The sequence below is a fragment of the Pseudomonas sp. PvP028 genome (genome assembly GCF_017832255.1).
Lineage (GTDB): Bacteria > Pseudomonadota > Gammaproteobacteria > Pseudomonadales > Pseudomonadaceae > Aquipseudomonas > Aquipseudomonas syringae.
The window spans coordinates 4,814,837-4,838,423 of record NZ_JAFIBL010000001.1; the positions used below are offsets into that span (position 1 = coordinate 4,814,837).

Consider the following 23,587-nt stretch of genomic DNA (forward strand, 5'->3'; position numbering starts at 1 on the left):
TTCAGCGGAAATGACGCGCCACGGCCTCCGGCGCATCAGGCACGTCCATATTGATCCGGCGCCAGGCCGCCTGAGCAAAGCTGTACACCGAAAACGCAATCAGCCCAAGTGCCACGATCAGCAATACCAGGCCGCCTGCGGGCAGATCCTGCAAACCGTTGAGCGCATCTTTCATGCCCGGCGGGTGCATGGCCTGATAACTGGAGCCGCTGACCGCCAGTAATACGGCGATTTCGATGAACGCCACGCCGCGGGCGATCAGGCCGAAGCGCGAGACAGGACGCACGTATTTCATGACGTCTTCGTCGGCCTCGAAATACTTCTCGAAGGACGCCTTGTAGCCCTTGATGATGTGCACAATGCCCAGCCCCAGGGGCACCAGGGCGACCACATAGACCAGCAGATTGGAATGATCCCAGGACAAAATGGCTGCCAGCAGGTCCTTGGCCTGCCCGCCATCCGATGAGCCTCCGGAGCTCTTCAGCCCACTGACCAGCAGGCCGAGGGCAAAAAACGCCAGTGCGCCGTACGTAAAGCCGCCCACCAACAGACCGCCGCGAATCACCAGCCCTTTGAATTCGCGGCCATGATGGTCAACGTCCCGGGTAGCCTGCAGGACTCGCCATGCCGCGAACGCCAACAGACCGACGATCACCACCCCGACCAGAACGCCGCCGAAAGGCTGGCTCAACAGCGCTTCAAGACTGCTGTGGCTGTCGGCCGGCTGCGAGGAGCCCTGCGCCGCCAGTACCGCGAACAGACCGATAATCAGATAAACAACACCACGGGCGGCATAACCGCCTCGTGCAAGTAGAACCAGGCCGCGTTGCGCCGACATAAATAACTATCCCTGAAAGTAATTACAGGAACAGACCGGGCACGGCCCAAGGGGTTCGACCCGATTGACGACGCGTCGTGTCATGCGCCGTCATCGGGTCACGCGCCGTCAGGCAAACGTAGCACCGCGCGCGTTCACGAACACCGAATAAAGCGAATGACTGCTGGCCATGAACAGCCGATTGCCCTCTCGCCCGCCGAAACAGATATTGGCGCAGCGTTCGGGCAGACTGATATGACCGATGGCCTTGCCTTGAGGGTTGAACACTCGCACGCCGTCGAGTTTCTCCATATCCGCCTTGGGATCACCGTTACCGCCCCAGCCGCACCACAGGTTGCCGCCCTCGTCGCACTTGATGCCGTCGATGGCCGCGTAGTCCAGGCCTTCGATAAGCTTGCGCCGCTCGCCCAGCGTGCCGTCTTCGTTGACCGCTATCGCCCAGATCAGGCCGTGGGGTTTGGCGCGTCCTTCAACAACGTACAAGGTTTTCTCGTCCGGCGAAAAGCACAGGCCGTTCGGACCTGCCAGATCATCAATCACTCTGGAGACCTTGCCGTTCGAGGGGTCTATGCGATAGACGCCGAAGGGTTGCTCCTGCTTGACCTTTTGACCTTCGTAGTTGCTTTCGGCCTGGAAGGTGGGATCGGTGAACCAGATAGACCCATCACGTTTGCAGGCGATATCGTTGGGCGAATTGAAAGGTTTGCCCTCAAAGCTGTCGGCCAGCACGGTGATACGCCCGTTGTACTCGGTACGCGTCACCCGCCGCCCCTCATTGGTCGTGCTGGAGCCCTCACAAACCAGCAGTCTTCCCTGACGGTCGCGACACATGCCATTTGAAAAGTTCGAGTGCTCGCGGTACACCGACAGCTCACCCGTCACCTCATCCCAACGCATGATGCGATTGTTGGCAATGTCGCTGACCAGCAAGTAGCGACCGTCACCGATCCACACAGGCCCTTCGGCCCAGCGCATGCCGCTGGCCAGCTTCTCGACGCTGGCATTGAAGATTCGTATGTGGGTAAAGCTGTCGTCCAGCACACTGACCAAAGGGTCGGGGTAGCGTTGGGTCAGCGGCTGAGCGCTGGAAAGACGCGGCAACGCGCCAATGGCGGCCACGGTCGCCGAAACGGCCAGTGACTGTTTAAGAAAGCCCCTGCGGCTGTGATCAGGTGTATTGCCTGGCGATGAGAAGTCCATGATGAGCATCCATTATCTTTATTGTCGGAAAGGCGCGCGTCTTGCGGCCGCACGTCATCCTACAAGATACCGCTGGATGGCTTGAATAATGGCCGTGTGCGATCAGACAGCACTGCGTATTATCTGCCGGCTCTCTTATTTGCTGCATGACTGCCGTTTTGCTCTGAACGTATGAAGCCTTTTAGCTGCAGCGCCCACAAGAAACGCCGATGGAACCAGCATTACGAATACCATCAAGGCAAGAAGCATGAACTCTCCATCCTCGCCACCGATTATGCCCAGCGCACTCACTGTTGAAGCATACATATCGAGGCCTGTTTCAGTTCTAAGAAGCCAGCCAATAAAGCCTGAAGCGACAACCCACTTAGTGAGCAGCGCAGCCAGTACCAAAACCAAAACGCCCATCACGATGAGTTTCATTATCTTCTTCATTTGGAATTTTTATCGCCAGCACCGACCACATCTATTACCTCATAATACTTGAGATTCGTTCCGCTGATAACCTCCCCCCTCTGGCTGCGAAGATACTTCTTAAGCTCATCGAAACCAATCTGAGAATTAAGAGTAATGCAGCCTTCGCTTAGACCACGCGGCCCGACGGGGTGGAGCCTAAACGCGCCACGCCGTATATTATCAACCGTTGTCTGATCATCAACTTCCCCGTCATCTCTATAGAGACCAAACCACTCTCCTCTTTCTGTGCCAGCCAAAAAGTCTTGTAACGGCTCTCTAACCCAACCGAACCTGCCCCCACTTTGCCGATCAACAATAAAATATCGCCCAGCTGGAATTGCACCTTTCCCCTGAACAGACTGATATTGAGGATTGTTAACAAACGGAGCCCCCATACCCGAGAACGCTTCATAGCTAGCTTGACCACAACGCAAAGTGCTCACGAATTCACTGTTTAATGAAAAGCTGCAATATGCAACATTAGAATTATTGGTATTTTCCGACATGCAACACCCTTCCTTGGCAAAAACTAAGCGTAGACTCTATTTTTTATACCATCCCAACCACCCGCTACTTGTCCGCCGCCTTGACCATCGGATCGCTTCTGCTGGGTATAGAGCATTTTTATGCGCCCATAATTAAGGCGCACTGTTTCAGTTGGAAAACCACTTTCAATCGAGCCATTGCCATTCAGAGACACCGAAGAAATTATTACCTCTTCAAGCTTTATCTCCAGATATTTTATTTTTTCCGTACCTGCACGATTTACAGCGATAGTGACCTCTTTGAAATGCTTACCACTGCAGCAAGCCTCATGGAGCTTGGGGGTAGATTTATCAACAGCTTTACGGGAAAAGAAATCGCTCATACTGGCTCGCCCGTTGCTTGCCCCACCAGCGCTTGTTGTCGTCGCCGACGCTGACTGGCTTGCACCTACATCAAAATCCGAAAGCTCTATCCAATCTTTAAATACAGCGTCAAGGGATTCGCCAGGAACACCCTCGATCTGCATGTAAGTATCAAACGCCATAGCACTACCCCCTGCGTACAGTTAACAAAAGACCTATAATCTACAAATAAAGTGCCAAACACACCTATATGAGACACAATCACTGAACACTCCTTAGTCGATTAAAACGTCGCCAGCTCGACAAGCAATAATTCAATGCACACAAGGATGCCCGAACAACACATGTTAGCGCTATCGTCCTTATCTGTAGATAATGAAGGACACGTCACACCGAAACGTTTAAAAATAAACAAGACCTCACAGTTATGTACTTAATCTGAGGCCAACTCGGAACCCAGCTTCCACATTCTTGATTGCCTCAGCCTGTAAGCAAAACCAGCAATCAGGTATCGTGACCATCTTTCCCTCTACACTCCAAGGCCCCCCATGCCATCCAGCAAACGCGAACAGGCCCAGACAGATCGGCGTCTGGTGAGCGCACTGACGCACGCCTGCGAGACCGCCAAGGCCGAGATGCCTGGTTTCTGCTGGCTGACTCATGAAGTCGATTACGCAGCATTCCCGGCCAGCCTGCAGGTGGTGTGGGTGTTTGATACGCTGGCTGACAAGAACGCTGCGCTGCAGCGCGGGTTGGACAAGCGCATGATCGGTCTCACGGTGGAGGCACTTGACGATGCTCAGGTCAGCCTGTCGAATGCAGCGGCGCATGTGCATGTCGACTGCGAAGAGCAGTGCCTGCGCGAGAATGCAGGCGATTGGCAGCAGCGCATCAAACGCAAATACGCCAGACGAGGTTGAGCATGGCCAAGGACATCGAAAACCCGTGCATTTCCGTGTGCCAGCTCAGCGGCGATCTGTGCGTGAGCTGCGGGCGTACCAAGGACGATATTCGCAAGTGGAAGCGCATGAAACGGCCTGAAAAGATGGCAGCCGTGCAACGCGCGACCCAGCGACTGAAAAGCCTGCAGAAAAAGAGCATTTGAAGCCTAAATTTCATCTTGGGTGCGGAAACTTCTTTAAAACGGCCCGGGTCAGTATTACCCGTGACTCGGTTGCCTGGAGTCGGACGAATTACAGGAACCTCACTCTTGGTCAGTCATGCAGATCGCCGCAACACCCTTTCACTGGATAGCCTGAATTTCTTCCTTGCCGATGTGCGCGATGGCCTGGGCCCGTATCTGGCGATCTATCTGCTGGCGGTGCACAAATGGGACCCGGCCAGCATCGGCGTGGTGATGACCATTGCCGGTATTGCCGGACTGCTGACCCAGACACCTGCCGGGGCGCTGATCGACAGAACGCCCTACAAGCGCGCCATGATCGGTGTGGCGGCCTTGTTGGTGACGCTGAGCTGCCTGATTCTGCCCTTTACTTCGTCTTTTTCAGTGGTCGCCCTGACCCAGGCGTTGAGCAGCATTGCGGCCTCGGTATTTGCACCGGCCATCGCGGCCATTTCGCTGGGCATCACCGGGCCCAAAGCGTTTACCCGCCGTACCGGGCGCAACGAAACCTTCAACCACGCTGGTAATGCCTGCGCAGCCCTTCTGGCTGGCGGCTTCGCCTACCTCTTCGGTCCTATCGCGGTGTTTTACCTGATGGCCGCCATGGCGCTGGCGAGTATTGTCGCGGTCAGCTTCGTTTCCGCAGACGCGATCGATCACGACGTGGCTCGGGGCTTCGACGCCAGACACGAGGTCAGTGGTCACCAGCCGTCAGGCCTTTCTGCGCTGTTAAGCAACAAGCCGCTGCTGATGTTCGGTATCTGCTGCGCGCTGTTCCATCTGGCCAACGCAGCAATGCTGCCGCTGGTTAGCCAGAAGCTGTCACAAATCAATATGCAGATGGCGACACCGCTGACCTCGGCGTGCATTGTCGCGGCCCAACTGGTGATGGTGCCGGCCGCGCTGCTGGTCGGCATGAAAGCAGATGTCTGGGGACGTAAGCCGCTGTTGCTGGCCGGCTTTCTGTTCTTGCCGATTCGCGGTGTGCTTTACACCCTTTCCGACGATCCCTATTGGCTGGTGGCGGTGCAGATGCTCGACGGCATCGGCGCTGGCCTGTTCGGTGCCTTGTTCCCATTGATGGTCAAGGACCTCACTCAAGGCAGCGGGCGTTTCAACGTGAGTCTGGGTGCGCTGTCCACGCTGTTCGGGCTGGGTGCAGCGCTGAGCAACAGCCTGGCGGGCTTTGTGGTGCATGCAGCAGGTTACAGCGCGGCATTTCTGACACTCGCCGGTGTGGCAGCGGTAGCGTTCTGCCTGTTGTGGCTGACGGTGCCGGAGACCCTTTCGCGCTCGCATAACGAAACCGGGCTCAAACCGGACAATGCCGTGGGCGCGTGACCACCCTTAGTCCACCGTAACCGCCTTGACCTGCCAGCCCTCGCGCTGGCGGGTTGCGACTACCAGACCGCCACCTCCACCTTCCATCCCGCTAACCCAGCGCCCTGCCTCGTCCCACAGACCACTGCGCCCCGCCGACTGCCATCCGCCAGTCGGCCCACCATGATTGGCCATCAACACCGGCAGCGAGTGACGGCGGGCATGCCCCGAAAGCAATCCGGCATCGTATTCATAGCCGCCCGGCGAGATCAGCACACTGGCTGCGTACACCCAGGATCCGCCTTGCGCCATGCGTTGCGCGTGCTCGGCGTGGGCGAAGTCTGCACACACGCACAGACCGATACGGTGCTGATCAAGTGGCAGATAGCAGTCCTGATTGCCGGCGCTGAACACGACGTCTTCCCCGGGATGCAGATATTGCTTGGCATAGGCGATGACATCGCCCGCGGCGGTGAAGGTCAATGCGCCGATCAGGACACTGTCGCTCGGCCCCCTGAGTGGCACGCCAACGGTGGTCGTCAATTGCAATTTCACCGCCAATGCCACGAGCGGCGCCAGACGCGCATCGTCTGCAAGCAAAGCCAGCTCACGAGCCAGTTCCGGCTCGTAGCCTGTCAGTGACAACTCTGGAAACAGCAAGTAACTGGCACCCAGTTCAGCAGCCCGTTGCATGAACGCCAGGTGCCCGGAGAGATTGTGTTCGATATCTCCCCGCGCAGAGCAGAATTGGGCAGCGGCGAGTATTGAAAACGTCATTGGCTCTCCAGAGAAGACGAGACTGGCAGACGCAAGCTTAGCCCGCGTTGCAGCTGGCTCACACATAGTTACACTTTCAAACACGACCAACGTTGTACGACGTCTTATCTTGTTCGGCAGTGACTGACATCTCATTACAATAAAAAACGGAGATTCACCGCATGCCGCAAACCCCGTCTCTCAAAGAAACGGCTGCATCCGCAGCCGAACCTCGCCTCAAGAAACTAGCCAGGTTATTGGGGCCCGGCATCATCGCCGTACTGTCCTGGCTGGGCGCGGGCGATCTGATCACCTCATCGGTTGCAGGCGCCAGCTATGGTTACGCCATGATGTGGGTACTGGCGATTTCGCTGTTGCTCAGGTTTCTGATCGTCAACATCATCGCCCGCTTCCAGCTCTGCAATAACCAGGGCATGACCATCCTTCAGGGTTACGCGCAGCTGCATCCGCTGTTTGCCTGGTTCATGCTCGGCTACGCATTGCTCATGGGGCATTTGATAAACGCCTACATGATCAAGGGCGCTGGCGAGGCGCTTGCCATGCTGCTGCACATCGACCAGCCACTGCTCTGCTCCGTCGCAGTGGTGATTGCCGTGTGGCTGTTGGTGGGGCGCAATATCTACGCAATGATCGAAGGCGTGATGAAGGTGCTGCTGGCCATCATGACCCTGGCGTTTCTGACCTTGGCGATCATGTCCGGGCCCGATGTCACCGGCATCATCAAGGGCACCATCGGCTTCAGTATTCCGCCTGATGAAGGCGTGCACGGCGCGCTGCTGGTGGCGGTCTCGGTGATCGGTGCCGTAGCCGGGTCGATTGCCAACTTCGTCCACCCTTACGTGATGCGTGAAAAAGGCTGGACCGGCCCCGAGCACAAGCGCATCCAGCGCAACGATCTGCTGTTCGCGGTGATCGTCGGCATCGTCATCAACCTGGCTATCTGGGTGGTGGGTGTCGAAATCCTGCGGCCCAACGGTATTCAGGTCAACACCCTGGCGGACTTGGGCAAGGCGCTGGAGATCTTCTTCGGCCCGCTGGGCTGGTACATCTTCTTCATCGGCGTATTCGCCACGCTGTTCGCCAGTATTTCCGGCAAGACCACAGCCTTTCCGATGCTGATCACCGATGCCTTCCAGCACATCCAGCCCAAGCGCCGCGAACGCTACGGCAAAGTGTTCCACCACGACCCGATGCACCGGTGGTTCATGCTGTTCATTCTGGTCACCCCGCTGATCTGGTCGCTGCCCGGCATGCCGGACTTCGTGACCCTTACGCTGGGCGTCAACGCGCTGAATATCATCGGGTTGCCCGTCATCTCGCTGGGGCTGCTGATCATGTCCAATCAGAAGTCACTGCTGAGCAAGGAATACCGTAACAACTGGTTCGAAAACATCGCGCTGACCTTCGCCACCGGACTGGCGTTGTGGGTGGCGTTTCAGTTAGGGACGGAGTTGCTGGCATGAGTGAGCAAGGTCTATTTCCTCAACGGAAATGGACCTCGCGCGTGCTCCCCGATCCCACCTGAATACTGAGCCTCACGGCCGGAATGCCTGCTGATAGACGCAACGGTTACATCTCCCTTGAACAAACAACAATAGTTCTCAACAGAGATGTTATATTGTATCTATTATCATCAGGAAGTCTCACATGTCGTCTCGTAGAATCGCGTCTCTGGCAGGCTTGGCAATCGGGGTTTTGGGCAATACGGGATACGCGGAGGAAGGCCCGCAGACCATTGAACTGGAAAGCGTCAACGTCACCTCCGACTATCAGTACGAGACCGCCACCAGCCCGATCCAGGGCTACCGCGCCACCCGCTCGGCCACGGCCACCAAAACCGACACTGCCATCGCGGATATCCCGCAGTCGATCAGCGTCGTACCTGCCTCAGTGCTCAAGGACCTTGGCAGCAACAATGTCGAGCGCGCGCTGGATTTTGCCGGCGGCGTATCGAAGCAGAATAACTTCGGCGGGCTGACGCTTTACGAGTACAGCATCCGCGGCTTTACCACTTCCGAGTTCTACAAGGATGGCTTCAGCGCCAACCGCGGCTACCCTGCCACGCCAGATGCCGCAAACATTGAACGCATCGAAGTGCTGAAAGGCCCTGCCGCCAGCCTGTACGGGCGTGGCGATCCGGGCGGCACGGTCAACATCGTCACCAAGAAACCCCAGCGTGAAGCCTTTACCACCTTGCAGACCAGCGCAGGCAGTTGGGATCGCTATCGCACCGCGCTGGACGTCAACACGCCGCTGGATGAAGAAGGCAATCTGCTTTCGCGGGTCAATCTGGCCGTCGAAGACAACAACAGCTTTCGTGACCATGTAGAGAGCAAACGGGTATTTGTCGCCCCGTCCTTCAGCTGGCAATTGAACCCTGACACCAGTCTGCTGGTGGAAACCGAGTTCGTACGCCACACATCGACTTTCGACCGAGGTGTGGTCGCCCCCAATAACAAGTGGAGCGGCGTGTCGCGCTCGACCTTCCTCGGCGAGCCGGACGATGACATCGATAACGACAACAACATGGTCCAGTTCGCGCTGGACCACCAGCTCAACGATGTCTGGTCGCTACGTCTGGCCAGCCATTACAAGCAGGGCGAGATGTCGGGTTTTGCCAGCGAGGCGCGCCCGCTGAACGCCGACGGGCACACCGTCAATCGGCGTTATCGGGAGCGCGACAATAATTGGCATGACAGCATCACCCAGTTAGAGTTACGCGGCCGTTTCGATGGCATGGGGGTCGAGCACGAAGTGCTGATCGGCACCGAGTACGAGAACTATCGCAAGAACGAACGCGTCACGACCATCGCCGGCAGCCCCTACGCCATCGACATCTACAACCCGGTCTACGGCCAGCCGAAGCCCGCCGGCGCACGCTCCGGTACTGATTTTTACGAGCATATCGAAAGCCGCGCGCTGAACCTGCAGGACCAGATTGTCTTTACCGACAAACTGCGCGGCATGATCGGGGCACGCTACGAGCACTTCGATCAGCAGGTCGATGATTTCACCACCAACGCCACCTCCGGGCAGCGCCAGGACGCTTTCACTCAGCGCGCCGGGTTGCTTTATCAACTCACACCGCAGGTCGGCCTGTTCGCCAACGCCTCCACCTCGTTCAAGCCCAACAATGGCCTGGATGCCGCCGGCAGAACCTTCGACCCGGAAGAAGGCGTCGGCTACGAAGTCGGGATCAAGAGCGAACTGTTCGACGATCGCCTGAGCACCACCCTCGCCGCCTTTCATATCGAAAAGGAAAACGTTCTCGCGCTGGATCCGGGCACCGACACCAATCGTGCAGTGGGCAAGGCTCGCAGCCAGGGCTTGGATCTGCAATTTACCGGGCAGGTCAGCGAAGCCATTCGGGTCATCGGTGCCTTCGCCTACATTGACGCCGAAGTGACCAAGGGCGACCAGAGCATCCCCACCGGCAGTCGCATCCTCGGTGTCGCCAAACACAGCGGCAGCCTGCTGGGCGTCTATGAGTTCCAGGAAGGCGCATTGCGCGGCTCGGACGTGGGCGCTGCGTACACCTACGTCGGCGACCGCTCGGGGCAGTCGGGCTCTGACTTCGAACTGCCGGCCTACCAGACCGTAGACCTGCTGGCGCATTACAAAGCCAGCGACAACGTCACGGTGGGTCTGAACCTGAACAACATTTTCGATGAAAAATACTACGAGCGCTCCTACAGCAATTACTGGGTCGCGCCTGGCGAACCGCGCAACGTTACGGTGAGCCTGACCCTCAACCTCTGACGCCCATGACAACCCGGATCAATACACTCCGTTCACAACAACAAGGACGCATCATGCTTTCAAGCAAACCTTTCCTGGCCCTGGGCCTACTCGGCGCTCTGTTCGCCAGTCACGTCAATGCGCACGGTCTGTGGACCGAACAGCGTCGCGGCAATATCGAAGTGGTCTACGGTCATGGCGCCGAAGACAACGCCTTCAAGGCGCAGAAAGTCAGCGGCGCATGGGCCTACGACCTGCAGGGCAAAATGATCCCGGTGACGGTACAACGCCTTGAAGACCACGCGCGTCTGGTGCCGCTCAAGCCGCCTGCGGTCATGAGCGTTGCGCTGGATAACGGCATGTGGACGCGCAACGCCGAGAAGCAATGGATCAACGAGGGCCGCAGCAAGGTGCCCAACGGCACCGACTCCATCCACACCTTCAAATACAGCGTGGCCATTTACGCCGAAGGCGCGCACCTGCCAACGTTCAACAAACTGAATTTCGTGATCGTGCCGCAGACCGACCCCTTGAAAGTCGGCGCAGGCAAACCACTGCCGGTGCGCGTACTGATCGACGGCAAACCCGCCGCCGGTATCAAGCTGATCGGCGATTACCGCAGTGCACCGGATGTCGTCAGCGCCGAAACCGATGCACAAGGTCTGGCCAGCGTCATCGTGCGTAACGAGGGGCTGAACATCATCGCGGCCGAGGTCACGCTGCCGGTCAAGGACAACGCCGACATCGCCGAACGCGGCTTGTTTACTTCCCTTACGTTTGTTGGTGAGGCGCATCACGAGTAAACCCCCTTCCTGCTTCCGGAAAACGCCTGCTGCAGGCGTTTTCTGTCTTCAGGAGCGTGAGCCTGAGCTCCGCTCTCCCGGCTGCTTCGCCCCTCCATATTCCCTTTAGTAAACAAAGTTTCCAGAAACCTCTGGACGCTGGATTTCCTTTCGCCTATAAACAGCCTTTAAGAATATTAAATTCCTGTAGAGAATTTTATTCGCTAACCAGACCCTCTGCATCTGACCTTTTTCGCCCTGCGCCAAACTGCCGCCACCCTTCAGAGGACACGCCATGCAACACGAGAAGAACCATTTCATCCTGAAGATCAGCTGCCCGGCGACCTCCGGCATTGTCGCGGCGGTGACCTCCTACCTGGCTGGCAACAGCTGCTACATCGGTGAAATGGCCCAGTTCGACGATGAGTACAGCGGCACTTTTTTCATGCGCGCAGTGTTTCGTTTCAACGATGGTCATGAGGGCGACATCCAGCAATTGAAAGCCGGCTTCGACGCGGTGGCCAACGACTTTGCCATGCAGTGGGAGCTGCACGACACGCGCCGGCCGATGCGTGTGCTGCTGATGGTCAGCAAGTTCGATCACTGCCTGACCGACCTGCTGTACCGCTACCACAAGGGCGAAATGGACATGACCATCACCGCCATCGTCTCCAATCACCTGGATCTACGACCGATGGCCGAACGTGAGGGTATTCGCTTCATCTACCTGCCCGTGACCAGGGAAACCAAGGCCGCGCAGGAAGCCGCACTGATGAAGGTGGTCGATGAAACCGGCACCGAGCTGGTGGTGCTGGCGCGCTACATGCAGATTCTCTCCGACGACCTGTGCCAGCAACTGGCGGGTCGGGCGATCAATATCCATCACTCGTTTCTGCCGGGTTTCAAGGGCGCCAAGCCCTACCATCAGGCTTACGAGCGCGGCGTGAAGCTGATCGGCGCCACCGCGCACTACGTCACCAGCGACCTGGATGAAGGTCCGATCATCGAGCAGGAAGTGCAGCGCGTCGATCACGTCTACCTGCCTGCCGACCTGGTCGCGGCGGGACGCAATAACGAAACCATCGCGCTGTCGCGGGCAGTCAAGTACCACCTGGAGCACCGCGTGTTTCTCAACACGGATCGAACGGTGGTGTTCCGATGAGCGCACACATCATCGACGGCAAGGCCGCCGCCGCTCGCGTTCTGCAGCAGGTCAGACACGACGTGAACACCTTGAAGGCCGAAGGCATCGAGCCGGCGCTGGCAGTCATTCTGGTCGGTAACGACGCGGCCAGTGAAGTCTACGTACGCAACAAGATCCTGCGCGCCGAGGAAGCCGGCATTCGCTCGCTGGAACACCGCCTGCCGGCCGACAGCAGCCAGGCGCGCTTACTGGCGTTGATTGCCGAATTGAACGCCGACAACACGGTAAACGGCATTCTCCTGCAACTGCCCTTGCCCGCTCACCTAGAAGAAAACCGCGTCTTGCAGGCTATCGGTCCGGGCAAGGACGTAGACGGCTTTCACAGTGAAAACGTCGGAGGCCTGAGTCAGGGACGTAACGTACTGACGCCCTGCACGCCCAGCGGCTGCCTGCACTTGCTCGAAGAAACCTGCGGCGATCTAAGCGGCAAGCATGCGGTGGTGATCGGTCGTTCCAACATCGTCGGCAAACCCATGGCGGCCCTGCTGCTGCAAGCGCATTGCTCGGTGACGGTGGTGCATTCGCGCAGTCACGACGCCAGGGCCTTGTGCCAGTTGGCCGACATCGTCGTGGCGGCGGTGGGCCGTCCGCGCCTGATCGATGCCAGCTGGCTCAAGCGCGGCGCAGTGGTGATAGACGTTGGTATCAATCGCATCGAGGACCACGGCCGTAATTGCCTGGTGGGCGATGTGGATTTCGACAGCGCTATCGAAGTCGCTGCTGCCATCACGCCCGTTCCCGGCGGGGTCGGGCCGATGACCATCGCTTTTCTGATGAAAAACACCGTGACTGCTGCCCGGCAGCAGGCCCACGCGCAACGCAGCCAATCGGAGGCCGTATGCCTTTCAACCTGTTGAAATACGGGCTCAGCTCGGAGTACCCGGTCGAGGTAGATCTGCCTGCGCCCAAGGAACTGAAGTCCTCCTACGACGTGGTGATCATCGGCGGCGGCGGGCATGGCCTGGCTACCGCCTACTACCTGTCGAAATACCACGGCATCACCAATATTGCCGTGCTGGAAAAAGGTTACCTGGGCGGCGGCAATACAGCGCGCAACACGGCGGTGATCCGCTCCAATTACCTGACCAGCGAAGGCGTGAAGTTCTATGCCGAGTCGGTGAAGATGTTTCAGGGCCTGTCCAACGAGTTCGACTTCAACATCATGTACTCCGAGCGCGGCCAACTGACCCTCGCGCATACCGACGCCACGGTCCGGTCGTTCCGCCAGCGCGCCGAGGTCAACAAGCATTTCGGCGGCCGCACCGAGATGATCGACCGCCAGCAGATCCGCGAACTGGTGCCGAGTCTCAATCTGGACCCCGGCCATCTGCCGGTACTCGCCGGCCTGTGGCACATCGACGGCGGCACCGCCCGGCATGACGCGGTTGCCTGGGGCTACGCCAAGCAGGCGGCCAAGCGCGGAGTGGAAATTCATCAACTGACCGACGTGCAGGAACTGGTGATCGAGAACGGCACCATTAAGGCGGTGAAGACCAATCGCGGCACCATCCAGTGCGGTTGCGCCGTGCAGGCGGTGGCAGGTATGAGTTCGCAGATGATGAAGAAGGCCGGGATTCGTTCGCCGATCCAGACTTTCCCGCTGCAAGCGATGGTCACTCAACCCTTCAAACCCTTTCTTGACCCGCTGGTGAGTTCGTCCGCCCTGCACTGCTATGTGCAGCAGACCAGCCGTGGCGAAGTGGTGTTTGGCGGTGGCTCTGATCCCTACCCGTTGTTCAACAGCCGCTCGACGCTGGACCTCAAGGAAAGCCTGCTGGCCCACGCCATCGAGATGTTTCCGTTTCTGGCGAACGCCAAACTGATGCGCCAATGGGCCGGGATCACCGACATGACCCCGGACTACAGCCCGATCATGGGCCTCTCCCCGGTCAGGAATTACTACCTGGATGCGGGCTGGGGCACCTGGGGCTTCAAGGCCACGCCGATCTGCGGCAAGACCATGGCCGAACTGGTGGCCAGCGGCGGCAAGGTGCCCGAGTTGATTAAGCCATTCGCGCTCGAGCGCTTCTCGACCTTTCAGCAAGTCAACGAAATGGGCGCAACAGCGGCCAGCCACTGACGGAGAGCGACACATGAAAATCATGACCTGCCCGCTCAACGGGCCGCGCAACATCAGCGAGTTCACCTACGGCGGGGAATTCAAACACATGCCCGACCCGCAAACCTGCAGCGATGCCGAGTGGGCCGATTACGTGTTCAACAGTGAGGACACGCTGGGCGTGGTGCGCGAGTGGTGGATGCACAATCCCTCCAGCTACTGGTTCCTGGCCGAGCGCCACACCGGCAGCGACGAGATCATCCGCACCTTCGATCCACGCGAACTATTTACCGCACGTATCGACTTCGCCCCTCTCGCCTCCAAGGAGATCGCAGGATGACCACCCCCGCCCGCCTGCCCGCGCCCATGGGCCTGCTGATCGATCGCACCCGGCCGCTCACGTTCAGCTTCGATGGCAAAACCTATCAGGGCCTGCAGGGCGACAGTATTGCCAGTGCGCTGCTGGCCAACGGTCGCTTCCTGCTTTCACGGTCATTCAAGTACCACCGCCCGCGCGGTCCGCTGACCATGGCCGGACAGGACGCCAACAGCCTGATCCAGTTGCCTCACGAGCCCAACGTAATGGCCGACACCGTTGCGCTGCAGGAAGGCTTGCAGGCCACCGGCCAGAACTTCAGCGGCTCGCTGGACAACGACCGGGACGCGTACCTGGGCAAGTTCTCGAAGTTCATGCCGGTGGGTTTCTACTACCGTTCTTTCTACAAGCCCAAGGGCATGTGGAAACTCTGGGAACCGATCATTCGCAAGAAGGCCGGCCTTGGCGTGCTGGACCTGACCTTCCAGCCCGAGTACTACGACAAGGCCTACCTGTTCACGGATCTGGCGGTGATCGGCGCGGGACCTGCCGGCTTGCAGGCAGCACTGAGTGCTGCCAATGCCGGCGCCAAGGTATTGCTGATCGAACAGCAGCCGATCCTCGGCGGTTCGCTGGCGTATGCCCGCTTTGATGTCGAAGGCCTGCGTGCCGAACAGCTGCGGCGTGAACTGGTCGCTGCGGTAGAAGCACATGACAATATCGAGGTGCTCAAGCAAGCGACCTGCAATGCCTGGTTCACCGACAACTACCTGCCGGTGATTCAGGGCAAGCGTTTGTACAAGGTGCGCGCCACGCACTGTCTGGTGTGCAGCGGCTCGTTCGATCAGCCGGTGATTTTCCGTAACAACGACCTCCCCGGCGTCATGCTGACCAGCGCCGTACAGCGGCTGATCAAGTTGTACGCCGTGAAGCCCGGCAAACGCGCGGTGGTGCTGACCGGCAATGATGACGGTTACCTCGCCGCACTGGATTTGCACGATCAGGGCGTCGACGTGGTCGCGGTTGCCGATATGCGCAGCAGCCCGTCGGACCGGACGCTGCGTCTTGCGCTGGAAAAGCGCGGCATCGTCTGCCACGTGAACACAACGGTCTATGAAGCGCTGCATGAGAAAGGCATGCGCCATGTGAGCGGCGCCGAACTGCGCAAGATCACCGGCCAGGGTCAGGTGGCGAACGGCGGTTCGCATGTCGACTGCGACCTGCTGTGCATGTCCGGCGGCTACATGCCGGTCTACCAGTTGTTGTGTCAGGCCGGCGGCAAGCTGGCCTATGACGATCAACAGGCCGAATTCGCCATCAGTAGCCTGCCACAGAACCTGAGCATCGCAGGCTCGGTCAACGGTTACCACGCGCTGGACAACGTACTGGCCGATGCCGCGCATGCCGCCGCCAGCGTGGTCTCGGCACTTGGCCTGGCATCGGCTGACACACCTGCCGCGCTGCGCAGCGAAGCGCAGGTCAACTTCGCCTGGCCGATCTTCCCGCACCCTGACGGCAAGGACTTTGTCGACTTCGACGAAGACCTTCAGGTACGCGATATCGTCAATGCCACACGCATCGGCTATCGCGACATCCAGTTGGTAAAACGCTATTCCACGGTGGGCATGGGCCCCTCACAGGGTCGTCACTCGGCACTGCCTACCGCACGACTGGTGGCTGCCTCGACCCAGCGCAGCATCAGTGAAACCGGCGTGACCACGGCCCGGCCGCCCTTCGAGGCAGAGAAACTGGCACATGTTGCAGGTCGTGCCTTCGATCCGCATCGGCAGACGCCCATGCACCAGCGTCATGTGCAGGCAGGCGCGAAAATGATGCCGGCCGGGATCTGGCAGCGTCCGGCGTTCTATGGCAAAGCCTCGCAACGCGATGCCTGCATGCAGCAGGAAGCACTGCACGTGCGCAACAAGGTCGGCATTATCGACGTGTCGACACTCGGCGGCCTGGACGTGCGCGGCCCCGATGCCGCCGAGCTGCTCAACCGCCTGTATACCTTCGCCTTTCTCAAACAGCCGGTCGGGCGTTCGCGTTACGCGCTGATGACCAACGAGCAAGGCGTGGTCATCGACGACGGCGTTTGCGCGCGCTTTGCCGAACAGCATTTCTACGTCACGGCCACCACCAGCGGCGTGGATCGCATTTATCAGCAGATGCTCAAGTGGAATGCCCAATGGCGTCTGAACGTGGACATCACCAACGTCACGGCGGCCATTGCCGCGGTCAACGTGGCGGGTCCGGATTCGCGCAAGGTGCTGGAGCAGGTCTGTACCGACCTTGATCTGTCTGCCGAGGGTTTCCCTTATCTTGGCGTGCGCCTGGGCACGGTTGCCGGCATCAAGGCGCGGCTGTTGCGGGTCGGCTTTGTAGGTGAACTGGGCTATGAGATCCACGTTCCCGCTCGTCACGCGCTCAGGCTCTGGGATGCACTTGTCGAGGCTGGCAAGGCCTTCGACATGCGTCCGTTCGGCGTCGAGACGCAACGGCTGTTACGTCTGGAAAAAGGCCACGTCATTATCAGCCAGGACACCGACGGCATGACCCACCCGGTCGAGATCGACATGGGTTGGGCCGTCAGCCGCAGCAAGCCGTTCTTCGTCGGCCGCCGCTCGGTGGACATCCTCGAAGCCCGGCCGCTGAAGCGCAAGCTGGTTGGCTTCACCCTGCCCAAGGCCAGCCCGCTGCCGCTTGAGGGCCATCTGGTGCTCAAGGGCCCGGACATCAGTGGCAACGTGACGTCCTGCGAGTACTCCTCGACCTTGGGCATGATCATTGGCATGGCCTATGCCGCGTTCGACCAGAGCACTCCCGGCCAGCAGATTCCGATCCGCGTCGAAGATGGCGTGGTGGTTCAGGCAACCGTCGTGAAGCTGCCCTTCTTCGACCCTGAAAACCAGCGCCAGGAGCTCTGACCCATGACCAGCCTTATCCAGAACAGTCCTGTCGGCGCCAACCCGCGCGCCTTGTGCACGCTGCAAGACCTGACCGATCGGCCACGCGTGGGATTTCGCGGCACGCAAAGCGCTGACTACCTCACGGCACGCGGTTTCAGCCTGCCCGAGGCACCGAACCGCGCCGTCACACAGGCGGACGGCAGCCATGTTGCGCGCCTTTCGCAGACCGAATACCTGCTGCTGGGCAGCCCCCTTGATGACGGGCAGCGCATCGCCGATGAAGAAGCTCGCTGGGAGCTGGACCACAGCGCCAATTACCTGCTGCCTCGCGAAGACAGCCATGCCTGGCTGCAACTGAGTGGCGAGTGTATCGCCGAGGTGATGGCCAAGCTGTGTGGCGTAGATCTGCGCCCGGGGGCTTTCGCTCCCGGTTCGGTGGCGCAGACCTCGGCGGCGCGCATCAATGTGATCGTCATCAACCTCGGCGCGCAGGCCGAACCCTGTTTCCAGATCCTCTTCGATCGGGCTTCGCTGGCTTACTTCAAGGACGCGATGCTGGATGCCATGACCGAGTTTGGAGGACGCTATTTATGAACCCCGGGTTACTGCGTTACTGAGCAAAGGTCGTTTCGTGCTCATGAACGACAACAAGTGTCTGTTACCGCCACGCCAGTTAAAGAATGCCGGCAAAAAGCCGTTGACCTGTTGGTAGACCATAAGAACGACTCTCAGGCCAACGCCTGGTGGCGCAGACTGCGTCCATGCAGCGCCCAACACCTGCGGCAGTAACGGACATCCCGGAGCTCAAATGAATATCAAACAGAAATTGACTTGGGCGTTCGCAGTCATTGCGTGCTTGCCCATATTAGTCGTCGCCGCCATCGTGGTCGTGAACCTGCGTGACAAGGCGACCAGTGATTTCGTGGACAGCAGCGCGCGTGAAATTCGCCAGGTCGACAACGCCATGCAGCTGTTTTTCGACGGCATTACGCAGAACGTCAATTACATCGCGGCGCACCCGCTGATCGCCGGGGCGAGCGACGATTTCCGCAACTACATGGGCGCAACGCCTCCTCCGCAGTCCGAGAATGACAGGCAGGCGACCGAGCTGTTCGCCAGTATCGCCAAGGCTCACCCGGCCTACTCCTACGTCTCTTATGGTCTGATCAACGGCAGCTACATCATGACGCCGGAAGACCCGAAAATGAGCAACTACGACCCGCGTGTGCGGCCGTGGTACAAGACGGCGATGGCCAATGCCGGCAAGACCGTGCGTAGCGATGCCTATTACTGGGCCAACGACGATGCAGTACTGGTCAGCACTATCCGGGCGATACCCAACAAGCTGGGCAACCCTGGCGGCGTGGTCAATATTGACGTATCGCTCAAGCAACTGACCAACATCGTCAAGCAGATCAAACTGGGCGAAAGCGGCTATCTGATGCTGATGGAAAAGAACGGCACCGTGCTGGTCGATCCGAAACAGCCCGAGCATAACTTCAAGAAACTGGGCGAACTGGGCGACGGCTTCAGCGATCTGGCGAAAACCGCCAGTGGTCTGGTCGAGGTGACACTTAACGGCGAACGCTACATGGCCAATGTGTACTCGTCCGAGCAACTGGGCTGGAACTTCATCGGCCTGATCAAGCAGGACGAAGTGATGGCCTCGGCCACCCGCCTGACCTGGTTGATCGGTATCATCGCGGCGGTGCTGGCGGTGGTCTTTGCAATTGTCGGTGCCAGTTTCGCCCGCGTTATCGTGCGTCCGATCCACAGTGTTTCCAGTGGTCTGGAAGGCATCGCGGGCGGTGAAGGCGACCTGACCCAAAACCTCGCCGTGCGCGGCAAGGACGAAACCGCGCAGCTGGCGGGCTGGTTCAACAAGTTCCTGACCGCGATCCGCAGTCTGATCCAGCACATCGGCCAGGCGGCCGGGAAGATTCTCGAAGCCTCACACAGTTCGACACGTGTCTCCAACGACATGGCCGAAGCTGCTGGCCGACAGCGCGAAGCGGTGGACATGGTCTCCACGGCGTTTCATGAAATGGTCGCTACCTCCAATGAAGTCGCCCGCTCCTGCAGCCAGGCCGCCGACTCGGCCGACAACGGTCAGCAACAGGCGCGTGAAGGTCAGCGGCAGATCGATGAAGCGGTGCGCAGCGTCGACCAGCTCAGCGAAGAGCTCACCCGCTCGGCCAAGGACATGACGCAACTGGAAAAGGACAGCGCAGGCATTCAGTCGATCCTCAACACCATCCGCTCGATTGCCGAGCAGACCAACCTGCTGGCGCTCAACGCGGCCATCGAGGCGGCACGTGCAGGCGAACAGGGTCGCGGCTTTGCCGTGGTAGCCGACGAAGTCCGCGCACTGGCCAAACGCACGTCGGACTCGACCGCAGAAATCGACAGCTTGCTGGGCAATCTGGCCAAACGCACTGCCTCGGTGGCGCAACAGATGCATGCCAGCCTCGACGTGTCGCAGCAATCGGTGACCAAGATCGGACAGGCACGCAGCAGCTTCGGGCAGATCCGCGAGTCAGTGGATGTGATTCGCGATATGAATACCCAGATCGCAACCGCCGCCGAGGAACAGCATCAGGTGGCCGAAGACATCAACCGGCACATCAGCCAGATCCATGGTGATGCGCAGTTGATCGCCGAACTCTCGGACTCGGCCCGCGCGGATTCCAGAAGCCTGGAGATGCTGTCCAGTGAACTGGACGGCCTGGTGCGCAAGTTCAAGACCTGATACTGCACACACGGAGCGTGGGAACGATGGGCGTCTGTGCGTACCCTATCGTGCCCATGCTCCGCGTGTTCTGGACGCTCTGAGCCCTGTCCACAGCAGGTGATCTAATCTCCACCCCTCTCAAACCATTCAGTCAGAAAATCCAGAAAAGTGCGCAGCGTTGCTGACTGATGGTGCCTTGAGGTGTAGATCGCGTGTATCCCCAGAGCCCGTGGCTGGTACTCCGGCATCAGGGCGATCAGCTTGCCGCTTGCAATCAACGGCGCCGCCGAATGCACAGGCTGCAGACTGATACCGGCGCCCGCCACTGCGGCCTCCAGCAGCACCACTGAATCGTTGGCACTCAGGTTGCCGCCGACCGGCACACTGAGCGGCAGTTGCTGGCGGGTGAACTCCCAAAGGCTTTTGCCGAAGTACGAATAGGTCAGGCAGTTGTGGGCAGGCAGTTCCTGCGGCCTGGACGGCGTGCCGTGCATGGCGAGATAGGCTGGAGAAGCACACACCACCGAATCGCATTGCCCCAGCGGACGGGCAATGACATTGGGGTCCAGCTGATTGGTGATGCGGATCGCCAGATCGATTCGCTCGCGGACCAGATCCACGGCGTCGTTGCCGATAAGCAGGTCTGCCGAGGTGCCGGGATAACGGCGCAGGTAAGCCGTCACCGCGGGTGCCAGAACGGCCAGCGCCAGTGACTGCGAACAGGCGACGCGCAGCATGCCGCGTGGCTCCTCGATTTGCGTATCGGCCGCCAGCGGCACCGCGTCGGCCAGCTCGATCAACTGCTGGCAACGCAACAACGTCACTTGTCCGGGGGCGGTCAAGCCGAGCTTGCGCGTGGTCCGGTGCAGCAGTCGCGCTCCGGCCCAGCTCTCCATCTGCGCCAGATAACGTGTGACCATTGCCCGAGACATGTCCAGCGCCTCGGCTGCGGCGATGAGGCTGCCCCTGTCGTTGATAGCGATGAATACCCGTGCCGCTATGATCCGATCCACGATTCGTCCGATATAAGCAATCAATAGTTGCCAATACTGAGGCTTTTGTTTCATCTGAGGCAACATAAGATAACGACCTCAGTCCTGCCCGAACGAAGGTCGTACCCCATGTTGCGTAAATCCCTGCTTGCCCTGTCCTTCGCTGCTCTGTTCCCTCTCGCAGCACAGGCCGCAGCCCCCCTGGCAATCGAGGTGTATAACCCGGCTGAAAAAGCCGTCTTCCCGGTGTCATCCGAACTGATCACGGGCAAGCATGACGCGGTGCTTATCGATGCGCAGTTCCAGCGCAACGACGCCGAGGCCCTGGTGCAAAAGATCAAGGCCAGCGGCAAGCAACTTACCACCGTCTATATCAGCCACAGCGACCCGGATTACTACTTCGGTCTGGACGTCATCAAAGCCGCGTTCCCCGAGGCGAAGATCGTCGCCAGCGCACCTACCGTGAAGGCGATCAAGGCGTCGATGCAGGGCAAACTCGCCTACTGGGGCCCGATTCTCAAGGACAATGCGCCAGCCAGCCTGGTTGTGCCGGAAGTGCTCAAGGGCGATCACCTGACGCTTGAAGGCCAGCCGTTGCAGATCAAAGGCCTTAACGGCCCGGCGCCCGAGCGCAGCTACGTATGGATTCCGTCCCTTAAAGCCGTGGTTGGCGGTGTCGTGGTCTCCAGCGGTATTCATGTCTGGGTCGCTGACACGCAAAGCACGAAATCGCGTCAGGACTGGCTCGCGACACTCAAAGGCATCGAGGCGCTGAAACCGGCCACCGTGATTCCGGGTCATTACCTGGGCGAGGTCCCGTCAGGCACCCAGGCTGTGACGTTCACCGCCGACTACCTGAAGTCCTTCGAAGAACAGACCGCCAAGGCCAAGGATTCCGCCACGCTGATCGACGCCATGCACAAAGCCTGGCCGCAACTGGCCGAACCGGCTTCGCTGGAGATGAGTGCAAAGGTCATCAAGGGCGAGATGAAGTGGCCGAATTGATCCGGCACCTGTAAGGCCCCGGCGGAGCGCTGCGAATATCAGCAGAAGCCAGGCTTTTACCTGCGCGGCGCACATGCACTCAGCTATGGTCAGACGCCCATATCAGTCGCTATGCTGCGCCCATGAACGCCCCTCTGAAAATCCGTAACCCCTGCCCGCCCGGCGCTTGCGACTGCAAGCGCGAGCTGCTGGACGCGGAAGATGCAGACCTGCGGATTCTGCTGCTGTCCCGCGACGCAGAAAAAACCCTGCTGGATCGCCTGGAGCGTATCGACAGTCTGGAAGATCTGGAGCACATGCAGCGCAAGATTTTCCAGCAACTGGGCGTGCGTGTCGACGTCGCGCCAGGCTTCAATGAAGTGCGCACCATGCGCGGCATCAGCATTGTCGTCGAGGAAAAGGTCGGGCTGTGTCGCAAGACGCGTCAATCGATTCCTGCCGCCATCCGCCGCGCCCTGGAAGCACGTCCCCAGATCGCCTATCAGTTGCTCAACGCCAACGACCTGCTGCGCGACGCCTGACTATCGAGCGCCTGGCGAATGCGGCTATCATGCTGCGCCCATAAGCCAAGGAATGCCCTCCGTGTCCCTCGAAATACGCCCAGCCATTGCCTCTGATGCCAGTCAGATTCTGGCGTTCATCACCGAACTTGCCATCTATGAACGCGCCGGGCACGAGGTCAAGGCCGGTGCCGACGATATTCAACGCAGCCTGTTCGCCGACAACGCACCTGCCAAGGCGCTGATGTGCCTGGATGACGGCAAGCCCGTTGGCTATGCCGTCTATTTCTACAGCTACTCGACCTGGCTGGGACGCAATGGTGTTTATCTGGAGGACCTGTATGTCACGCCGGAGAAACGCAGCATCGGCGCTGGACGCGCACTGCTTCGACAGATCGCTCGCGAAGCGGTGGCCAACGATTGTGGCCGCCTGGAATGGAGCGTTCTGGACTGGAACGAGCCAGCCATCCAGTTCTACGAAGCCATCGGCGCGGCACCGCAAAGTGAATGGGTTCGTTACCGAATGGAGGGTGCCGGGCTGCTGGACTTCGCCAAGGGCGGCGATTGAAACACAAGGGCCTGATACGAAAACGCCCGGCCTGTAATAGGCCGGGCGCTTCGGGAAAAGCATTCAACAGCTGTCAGCAAACCCCAGGCGGGATGCCGTCCTTGTTGAAGTCTTTCAGGCGTTCCTTTTCTTCGGGCGTCGAGTGCGCGGGCACATCGCTTTGCGGTTCCGGTTTTTTCTCGTCTTTCTTGTCAGTCATGGTCGTTGACTCCGCTGGTGGACAC

24 protein-coding genes are annotated in these 23,587 nt (G+C 59.4%); 16 read left to right on the forward strand and 8 right to left on the reverse strand.

Features of this window, described 5'->3' with window-relative positions; translation table 11 throughout:
• Position 1: 1 nt before the first annotated feature.
• The 5 genes from JOE34_RS20615 to JOE34_RS20635 form a co-directional block, all read right to left on the reverse strand.
• Positions 2 to 838, reverse strand: a complete 837-nt coding sequence (locus JOE34_RS20615; RefSeq protein WP_003423890.1) for a DUF1206 domain-containing protein — start codon at positions 836 to 838, stop codon at positions 2 to 4.
• Positions 839 to 946: 108 nt separating this feature from the next.
• The gene (locus tag JOE34_RS20620; protein ID WP_024960104.1) at positions 947 to 2,038 is read right to left on the reverse strand and encodes an SMP-30/gluconolactonase/LRE family protein; all 1,092 of its coding nucleotides are present in this window, start codon (positions 2,036 to 2,038) and stop codon (positions 947 to 949) included.
• Between the two features lie 135 nt (positions 2,039 to 2,173).
• Positions 2,174 to 2,458, reverse strand: coding sequence for a hypothetical protein (locus JOE34_RS20625; protein WP_003396107.1), 285 nt, complete (start codon positions 2,456 to 2,458; stop codon positions 2,174 to 2,176).
• An 8-nt stretch (positions 2,459 to 2,466) separates the two neighbouring features.
• Positions 2,467 to 2,997 carry a DUF2778 domain-containing protein gene (locus JOE34_RS20630; protein WP_209996551.1) on the reverse strand — a complete coding sequence of 177 codons (531 nt, stop codon included), beginning with the start codon at positions 2,995 to 2,997 and terminating at the stop codon, positions 2,467 to 2,469.
• 23 nt (positions 2,998 to 3,020) lie between these two features.
• Entirely contained in the window at positions 3,021 to 3,521 is a 501-nt protein-coding gene (locus JOE34_RS20635; protein WP_209996553.1) for a type VI secretion system tube protein Hcp, read from the reverse strand.
• 366 nt (positions 3,522 to 3,887) lie between these two features.
• On the opposite strand from JOE34_RS20635, the gene JOE34_RS20640 reads away from it, so the two are divergent.
• The 3 genes from JOE34_RS20640 (at position 3,888) to JOE34_RS20650 (ending at position 5,803) form a co-directional block, all read left to right on the forward strand.
• Complete coding sequence (locus tag JOE34_RS20640; protein ID WP_103695424.1) at positions 3,888 to 4,259, forward strand: hypothetical protein; 372 nt, start codon at positions 3,888 to 3,890, stop codon at positions 4,257 to 4,259.
• A gap of 2 nt (positions 4,260 to 4,261) precedes the next feature.
• Positions 4,262 to 4,444 (forward strand): DUF1289 domain-containing protein, encoded by a 183-nt coding sequence (locus JOE34_RS20645; RefSeq protein ID WP_003315517.1) that lies wholly within the window; start codon positions 4,262 to 4,264, stop codon positions 4,442 to 4,444.
• Between the two features lie 105 nt (positions 4,445 to 4,549).
• Positions 4,550 to 5,803, forward strand: coding sequence for an MFS transporter (locus JOE34_RS20650; protein ID WP_209996561.1), 1,254 nt, complete (start codon positions 4,550 to 4,552; stop codon positions 5,801 to 5,803).
• Positions 5,804 to 5,809: 6 nt separating this feature from the next.
• Here JOE34_RS20650 and JOE34_RS20655 read toward each other — a convergent pair whose 3' ends face one another.
• Positions 5,810 to 6,559, reverse strand: a complete 750-nt coding sequence (locus JOE34_RS20655; protein ID WP_209996564.1) for a carbon-nitrogen hydrolase family protein — start codon at positions 6,557 to 6,559, stop codon at positions 5,810 to 5,812.
• A 161-nt stretch (positions 6,560 to 6,720) separates the two neighbouring features.
• Here JOE34_RS20655 and JOE34_RS20660 point away from each other — a divergent pair, with 161 nt between their 5' ends.
• The 10 genes from JOE34_RS20660 to JOE34_RS20705 all read left to right on the forward strand — a co-directional run bounded on the left by JOE34_RS20660 (position 6,721) and on the right by JOE34_RS20705 (position 20,316).
• Positions 6,721 to 8,022, forward strand: a complete 1,302-nt coding sequence (locus JOE34_RS20660) for an Nramp family divalent metal transporter (protein ID WP_024682804.1) — start codon at positions 6,721 to 6,723, stop codon at positions 8,020 to 8,022.
• A gap of 184 nt (positions 8,023 to 8,206) precedes the next feature.
• Positions 8,207 to 10,318, forward strand: coding sequence for a TonB-dependent siderophore receptor (locus JOE34_RS20665; protein ID WP_046265742.1), 2,112 nt, complete (start codon positions 8,207 to 8,209; stop codon positions 10,316 to 10,318).
• 53 nt (positions 10,319 to 10,371) lie between these two features.
• Positions 10,372 to 11,100 carry a DUF4198 domain-containing protein gene (locus JOE34_RS20670; RefSeq protein WP_003396117.1) on the forward strand — a complete coding sequence of 243 codons (729 nt, stop codon included), beginning with the start codon at positions 10,372 to 10,374 and terminating at the stop codon, positions 11,098 to 11,100.
• A 274-nt stretch (positions 11,101 to 11,374) separates the two neighbouring features.
• The gene (purU, locus tag JOE34_RS20675) at positions 11,375 to 12,241 is read left to right on the forward strand and encodes a formyltetrahydrofolate deformylase (protein WP_003346974.1); all 867 of its coding nucleotides are present in this window, start codon (positions 11,375 to 11,377) and stop codon (positions 12,239 to 12,241) included.
• The gene (gene folD / locus JOE34_RS20680; protein WP_209996566.1) at positions 12,238 to 13,140 is read left to right on the forward strand and encodes a bifunctional methylenetetrahydrofolate dehydrogenase/methenyltetrahydrofolate cyclohydrolase FolD; all 903 of its coding nucleotides are present in this window, start codon (positions 12,238 to 12,240) and stop codon (positions 13,138 to 13,140) included. The genes purU and folD overlap by 4 nt, the downstream gene beginning before the upstream one ends.
• Positions 13,122 to 14,363, forward strand: a complete 1,242-nt coding sequence (locus JOE34_RS20685; protein ID WP_058444962.1) for an FAD-dependent oxidoreductase — start codon at positions 13,122 to 13,124, stop codon at positions 14,361 to 14,363. The genes folD and JOE34_RS20685 overlap by 19 nt, the downstream gene beginning before the upstream one ends.
• Before the next feature lie 13 nt (positions 14,364 to 14,376).
• Positions 14,377 to 14,682 (forward strand): sarcosine oxidase subunit delta, encoded by a 306-nt coding sequence (locus JOE34_RS20690; protein ID WP_003396121.1) that lies wholly within the window; start codon positions 14,377 to 14,379, stop codon positions 14,680 to 14,682.
• The gene (locus tag JOE34_RS20695) at positions 14,679 to 17,585 is read left to right on the forward strand and encodes a 2Fe-2S iron-sulfur cluster-binding protein (RefSeq protein ID WP_209996568.1); all 2,907 of its coding nucleotides are present in this window, start codon (positions 14,679 to 14,681) and stop codon (positions 17,583 to 17,585) included. Before JOE34_RS20690 ends, JOE34_RS20695 begins: the two co-directional genes overlap by 4 nt.
• A 3-nt stretch (positions 17,586 to 17,588) precedes the next feature.
• Positions 17,589 to 18,161, forward strand: a complete 573-nt coding sequence (locus tag JOE34_RS20700) for a sarcosine oxidase (protein WP_011267519.1) — start codon at positions 17,589 to 17,591, stop codon at positions 18,159 to 18,161.
• A gap of 214 nt (positions 18,162 to 18,375) precedes the next feature.
• A complete protein-coding gene (locus JOE34_RS20705) occupies positions 18,376 to 20,316 on the forward strand; it encodes a methyl-accepting chemotaxis protein (RefSeq protein WP_122220623.1) in 1,941 nt (646 codons plus the stop codon).
• 104 nt (positions 20,317 to 20,420) lie between these two features.
• Here the strand turns inward: JOE34_RS20705 and JOE34_RS20710 are convergent, their stop codons facing one another.
• Complete coding sequence (locus tag JOE34_RS20710; protein WP_239987933.1) at positions 20,421 to 21,311, reverse strand: LysR family transcriptional regulator; 891 nt, start codon at positions 21,309 to 21,311, stop codon at positions 20,421 to 20,423.
• A 108-nt stretch (positions 21,312 to 21,419) separates the two neighbouring features.
• On the opposite strand from JOE34_RS20710, the gene JOE34_RS20715 reads away from it, so the two are divergent.
• The 3 genes from JOE34_RS20715 (at position 21,420) to JOE34_RS20725 (ending at position 23,363) form a co-directional block, all read left to right on the forward strand.
• The gene (locus JOE34_RS20715; RefSeq protein ID WP_010410232.1) at positions 21,420 to 22,295 is read left to right on the forward strand and encodes an MBL fold metallo-hydrolase; all 876 of its coding nucleotides are present in this window, start codon (positions 21,420 to 21,422) and stop codon (positions 22,293 to 22,295) included.
• Between the two features lie 122 nt (positions 22,296 to 22,417).
• Positions 22,418 to 22,816, forward strand: a complete 399-nt coding sequence (locus JOE34_RS20720; protein ID WP_003423844.1) for a hypothetical protein — start codon at positions 22,418 to 22,420, stop codon at positions 22,814 to 22,816.
• 61 nt (positions 22,817 to 22,877) lie between these two features.
• On the forward strand, positions 22,878 to 23,363 hold the full coding sequence (locus JOE34_RS20725) for a GNAT family N-acetyltransferase (RefSeq protein WP_029572484.1): 486 nt from the start codon (positions 22,878 to 22,880) through the stop codon (positions 23,361 to 23,363).
• Between the two features lie 73 nt (positions 23,364 to 23,436).
• On the opposite strand, the gene JOE34_RS26070 is transcribed toward JOE34_RS20725, so the two are convergent.
• On the reverse strand, positions 23,437 to 23,562 hold the full coding sequence (locus JOE34_RS26070) for a hypothetical protein (protein WP_003315538.1): 126 nt from the start codon (positions 23,560 to 23,562) through the stop codon (positions 23,437 to 23,439).
• Positions 23,563 to 23,587 lie beyond the last annotated feature (25 nt).

What these genes read in the sequence shown, in the direction of transcription:
- JOE34_RS20665 (WP_046265742.1), top strand. Translation starts at nt 8,207, where the DNA reads ATGTCGTCTCGTAGAATCGCGTCTCTGGCAGGCTTGGCAATCGGGGTT.
- folD (WP_209996566.1), top strand. Translation starts at nt 12,238, where the DNA reads ATGAGCGCACACATCATCGACGGCAAGGCCGCCGCCGCTCGCGTTCTG.
- JOE34_RS20700 (WP_011267519.1), top strand. Translation starts at nt 17,589, where the DNA reads ATGACCAGCCTTATCCAGAACAGTCCTGTCGGCGCCAACCCGCGCGCC.
- JOE34_RS20620 (WP_024960104.1), bottom strand. Translation starts at nt 2,038, where the DNA reads ATGGACTTCTCATCGCCAGGCAATACACCTGATCACAGCCGCAGGGGC.
- JOE34_RS20615 (WP_003423890.1), bottom strand. Translation starts at nt 838, where the DNA reads ATGTCGGCGCAACGCGGCCTGGTTCTACTTGCACGAGGCGGTTATGCC.
- JOE34_RS20630 (WP_209996551.1), bottom strand. Translation starts at nt 2,997, where the DNA reads ATGTCGGAAAATACCAATAATTCTAATGTTGCATATTGCAGCTTTTCA.
- JOE34_RS20720 (WP_003423844.1), top strand. Translation starts at nt 22,418, where the DNA reads ATGAACGCCCCTCTGAAAATCCGTAACCCCTGCCCGCCCGGCGCTTGC.
- JOE34_RS20690 (WP_003396121.1), top strand. Translation starts at nt 14,377, where the DNA reads ATGAAAATCATGACCTGCCCGCTCAACGGGCCGCGCAACATCAGCGAG.
- JOE34_RS20715 (WP_010410232.1), top strand. Translation starts at nt 21,420, where the DNA reads ATGTTGCGTAAATCCCTGCTTGCCCTGTCCTTCGCTGCTCTGTTCCCT.
- JOE34_RS20670 (WP_003396117.1), top strand. Translation starts at nt 10,372, where the DNA reads ATGCTTTCAAGCAAACCTTTCCTGGCCCTGGGCCTACTCGGCGCTCTG.
- JOE34_RS20695 (WP_209996568.1), top strand. Translation starts at nt 14,679, where the DNA reads ATGACCACCCCCGCCCGCCTGCCCGCGCCCATGGGCCTGCTGATCGAT.
- JOE34_RS20660 (WP_024682804.1), top strand. Translation starts at nt 6,721, where the DNA reads ATGCCGCAAACCCCGTCTCTCAAAGAAACGGCTGCATCCGCAGCCGAA.
- JOE34_RS20655 (WP_209996564.1), bottom strand. Translation starts at nt 6,559, where the DNA reads ATGACGTTTTCAATACTCGCCGCTGCCCAATTCTGCTCTGCGCGGGGA.
- purU (WP_003346974.1), top strand. Translation starts at nt 11,375, where the DNA reads ATGCAACACGAGAAGAACCATTTCATCCTGAAGATCAGCTGCCCGGCG.
- JOE34_RS20645 (WP_003315517.1), top strand. Translation starts at nt 4,262, where the DNA reads ATGGCCAAGGACATCGAAAACCCGTGCATTTCCGTGTGCCAGCTCAGC.
- JOE34_RS26070 (WP_003315538.1), bottom strand. Translation starts at nt 23,562, where the DNA reads ATGACTGACAAGAAAGACGAGAAAAAACCGGAACCGCAAAGCGATGTG.
- JOE34_RS20705 (WP_122220623.1), top strand. Translation starts at nt 18,376, where the DNA reads ATGAATATCAAACAGAAATTGACTTGGGCGTTCGCAGTCATTGCGTGC.
- JOE34_RS20625 (WP_003396107.1), bottom strand. Translation starts at nt 2,458, where the DNA reads ATGAAACTCATCGTGATGGGCGTTTTGGTTTTGGTACTGGCTGCGCTG.
- JOE34_RS20640 (WP_103695424.1), top strand. Translation starts at nt 3,888, where the DNA reads ATGCCATCCAGCAAACGCGAACAGGCCCAGACAGATCGGCGTCTGGTG.
- JOE34_RS20635 (WP_209996553.1), bottom strand. Translation starts at nt 3,521, where the DNA reads ATGGCGTTTGATACTTACATGCAGATCGAGGGTGTTCCTGGCGAATCC.
- JOE34_RS20685 (WP_058444962.1), top strand. Translation starts at nt 13,122, where the DNA reads ATGCCTTTCAACCTGTTGAAATACGGGCTCAGCTCGGAGTACCCGGTC.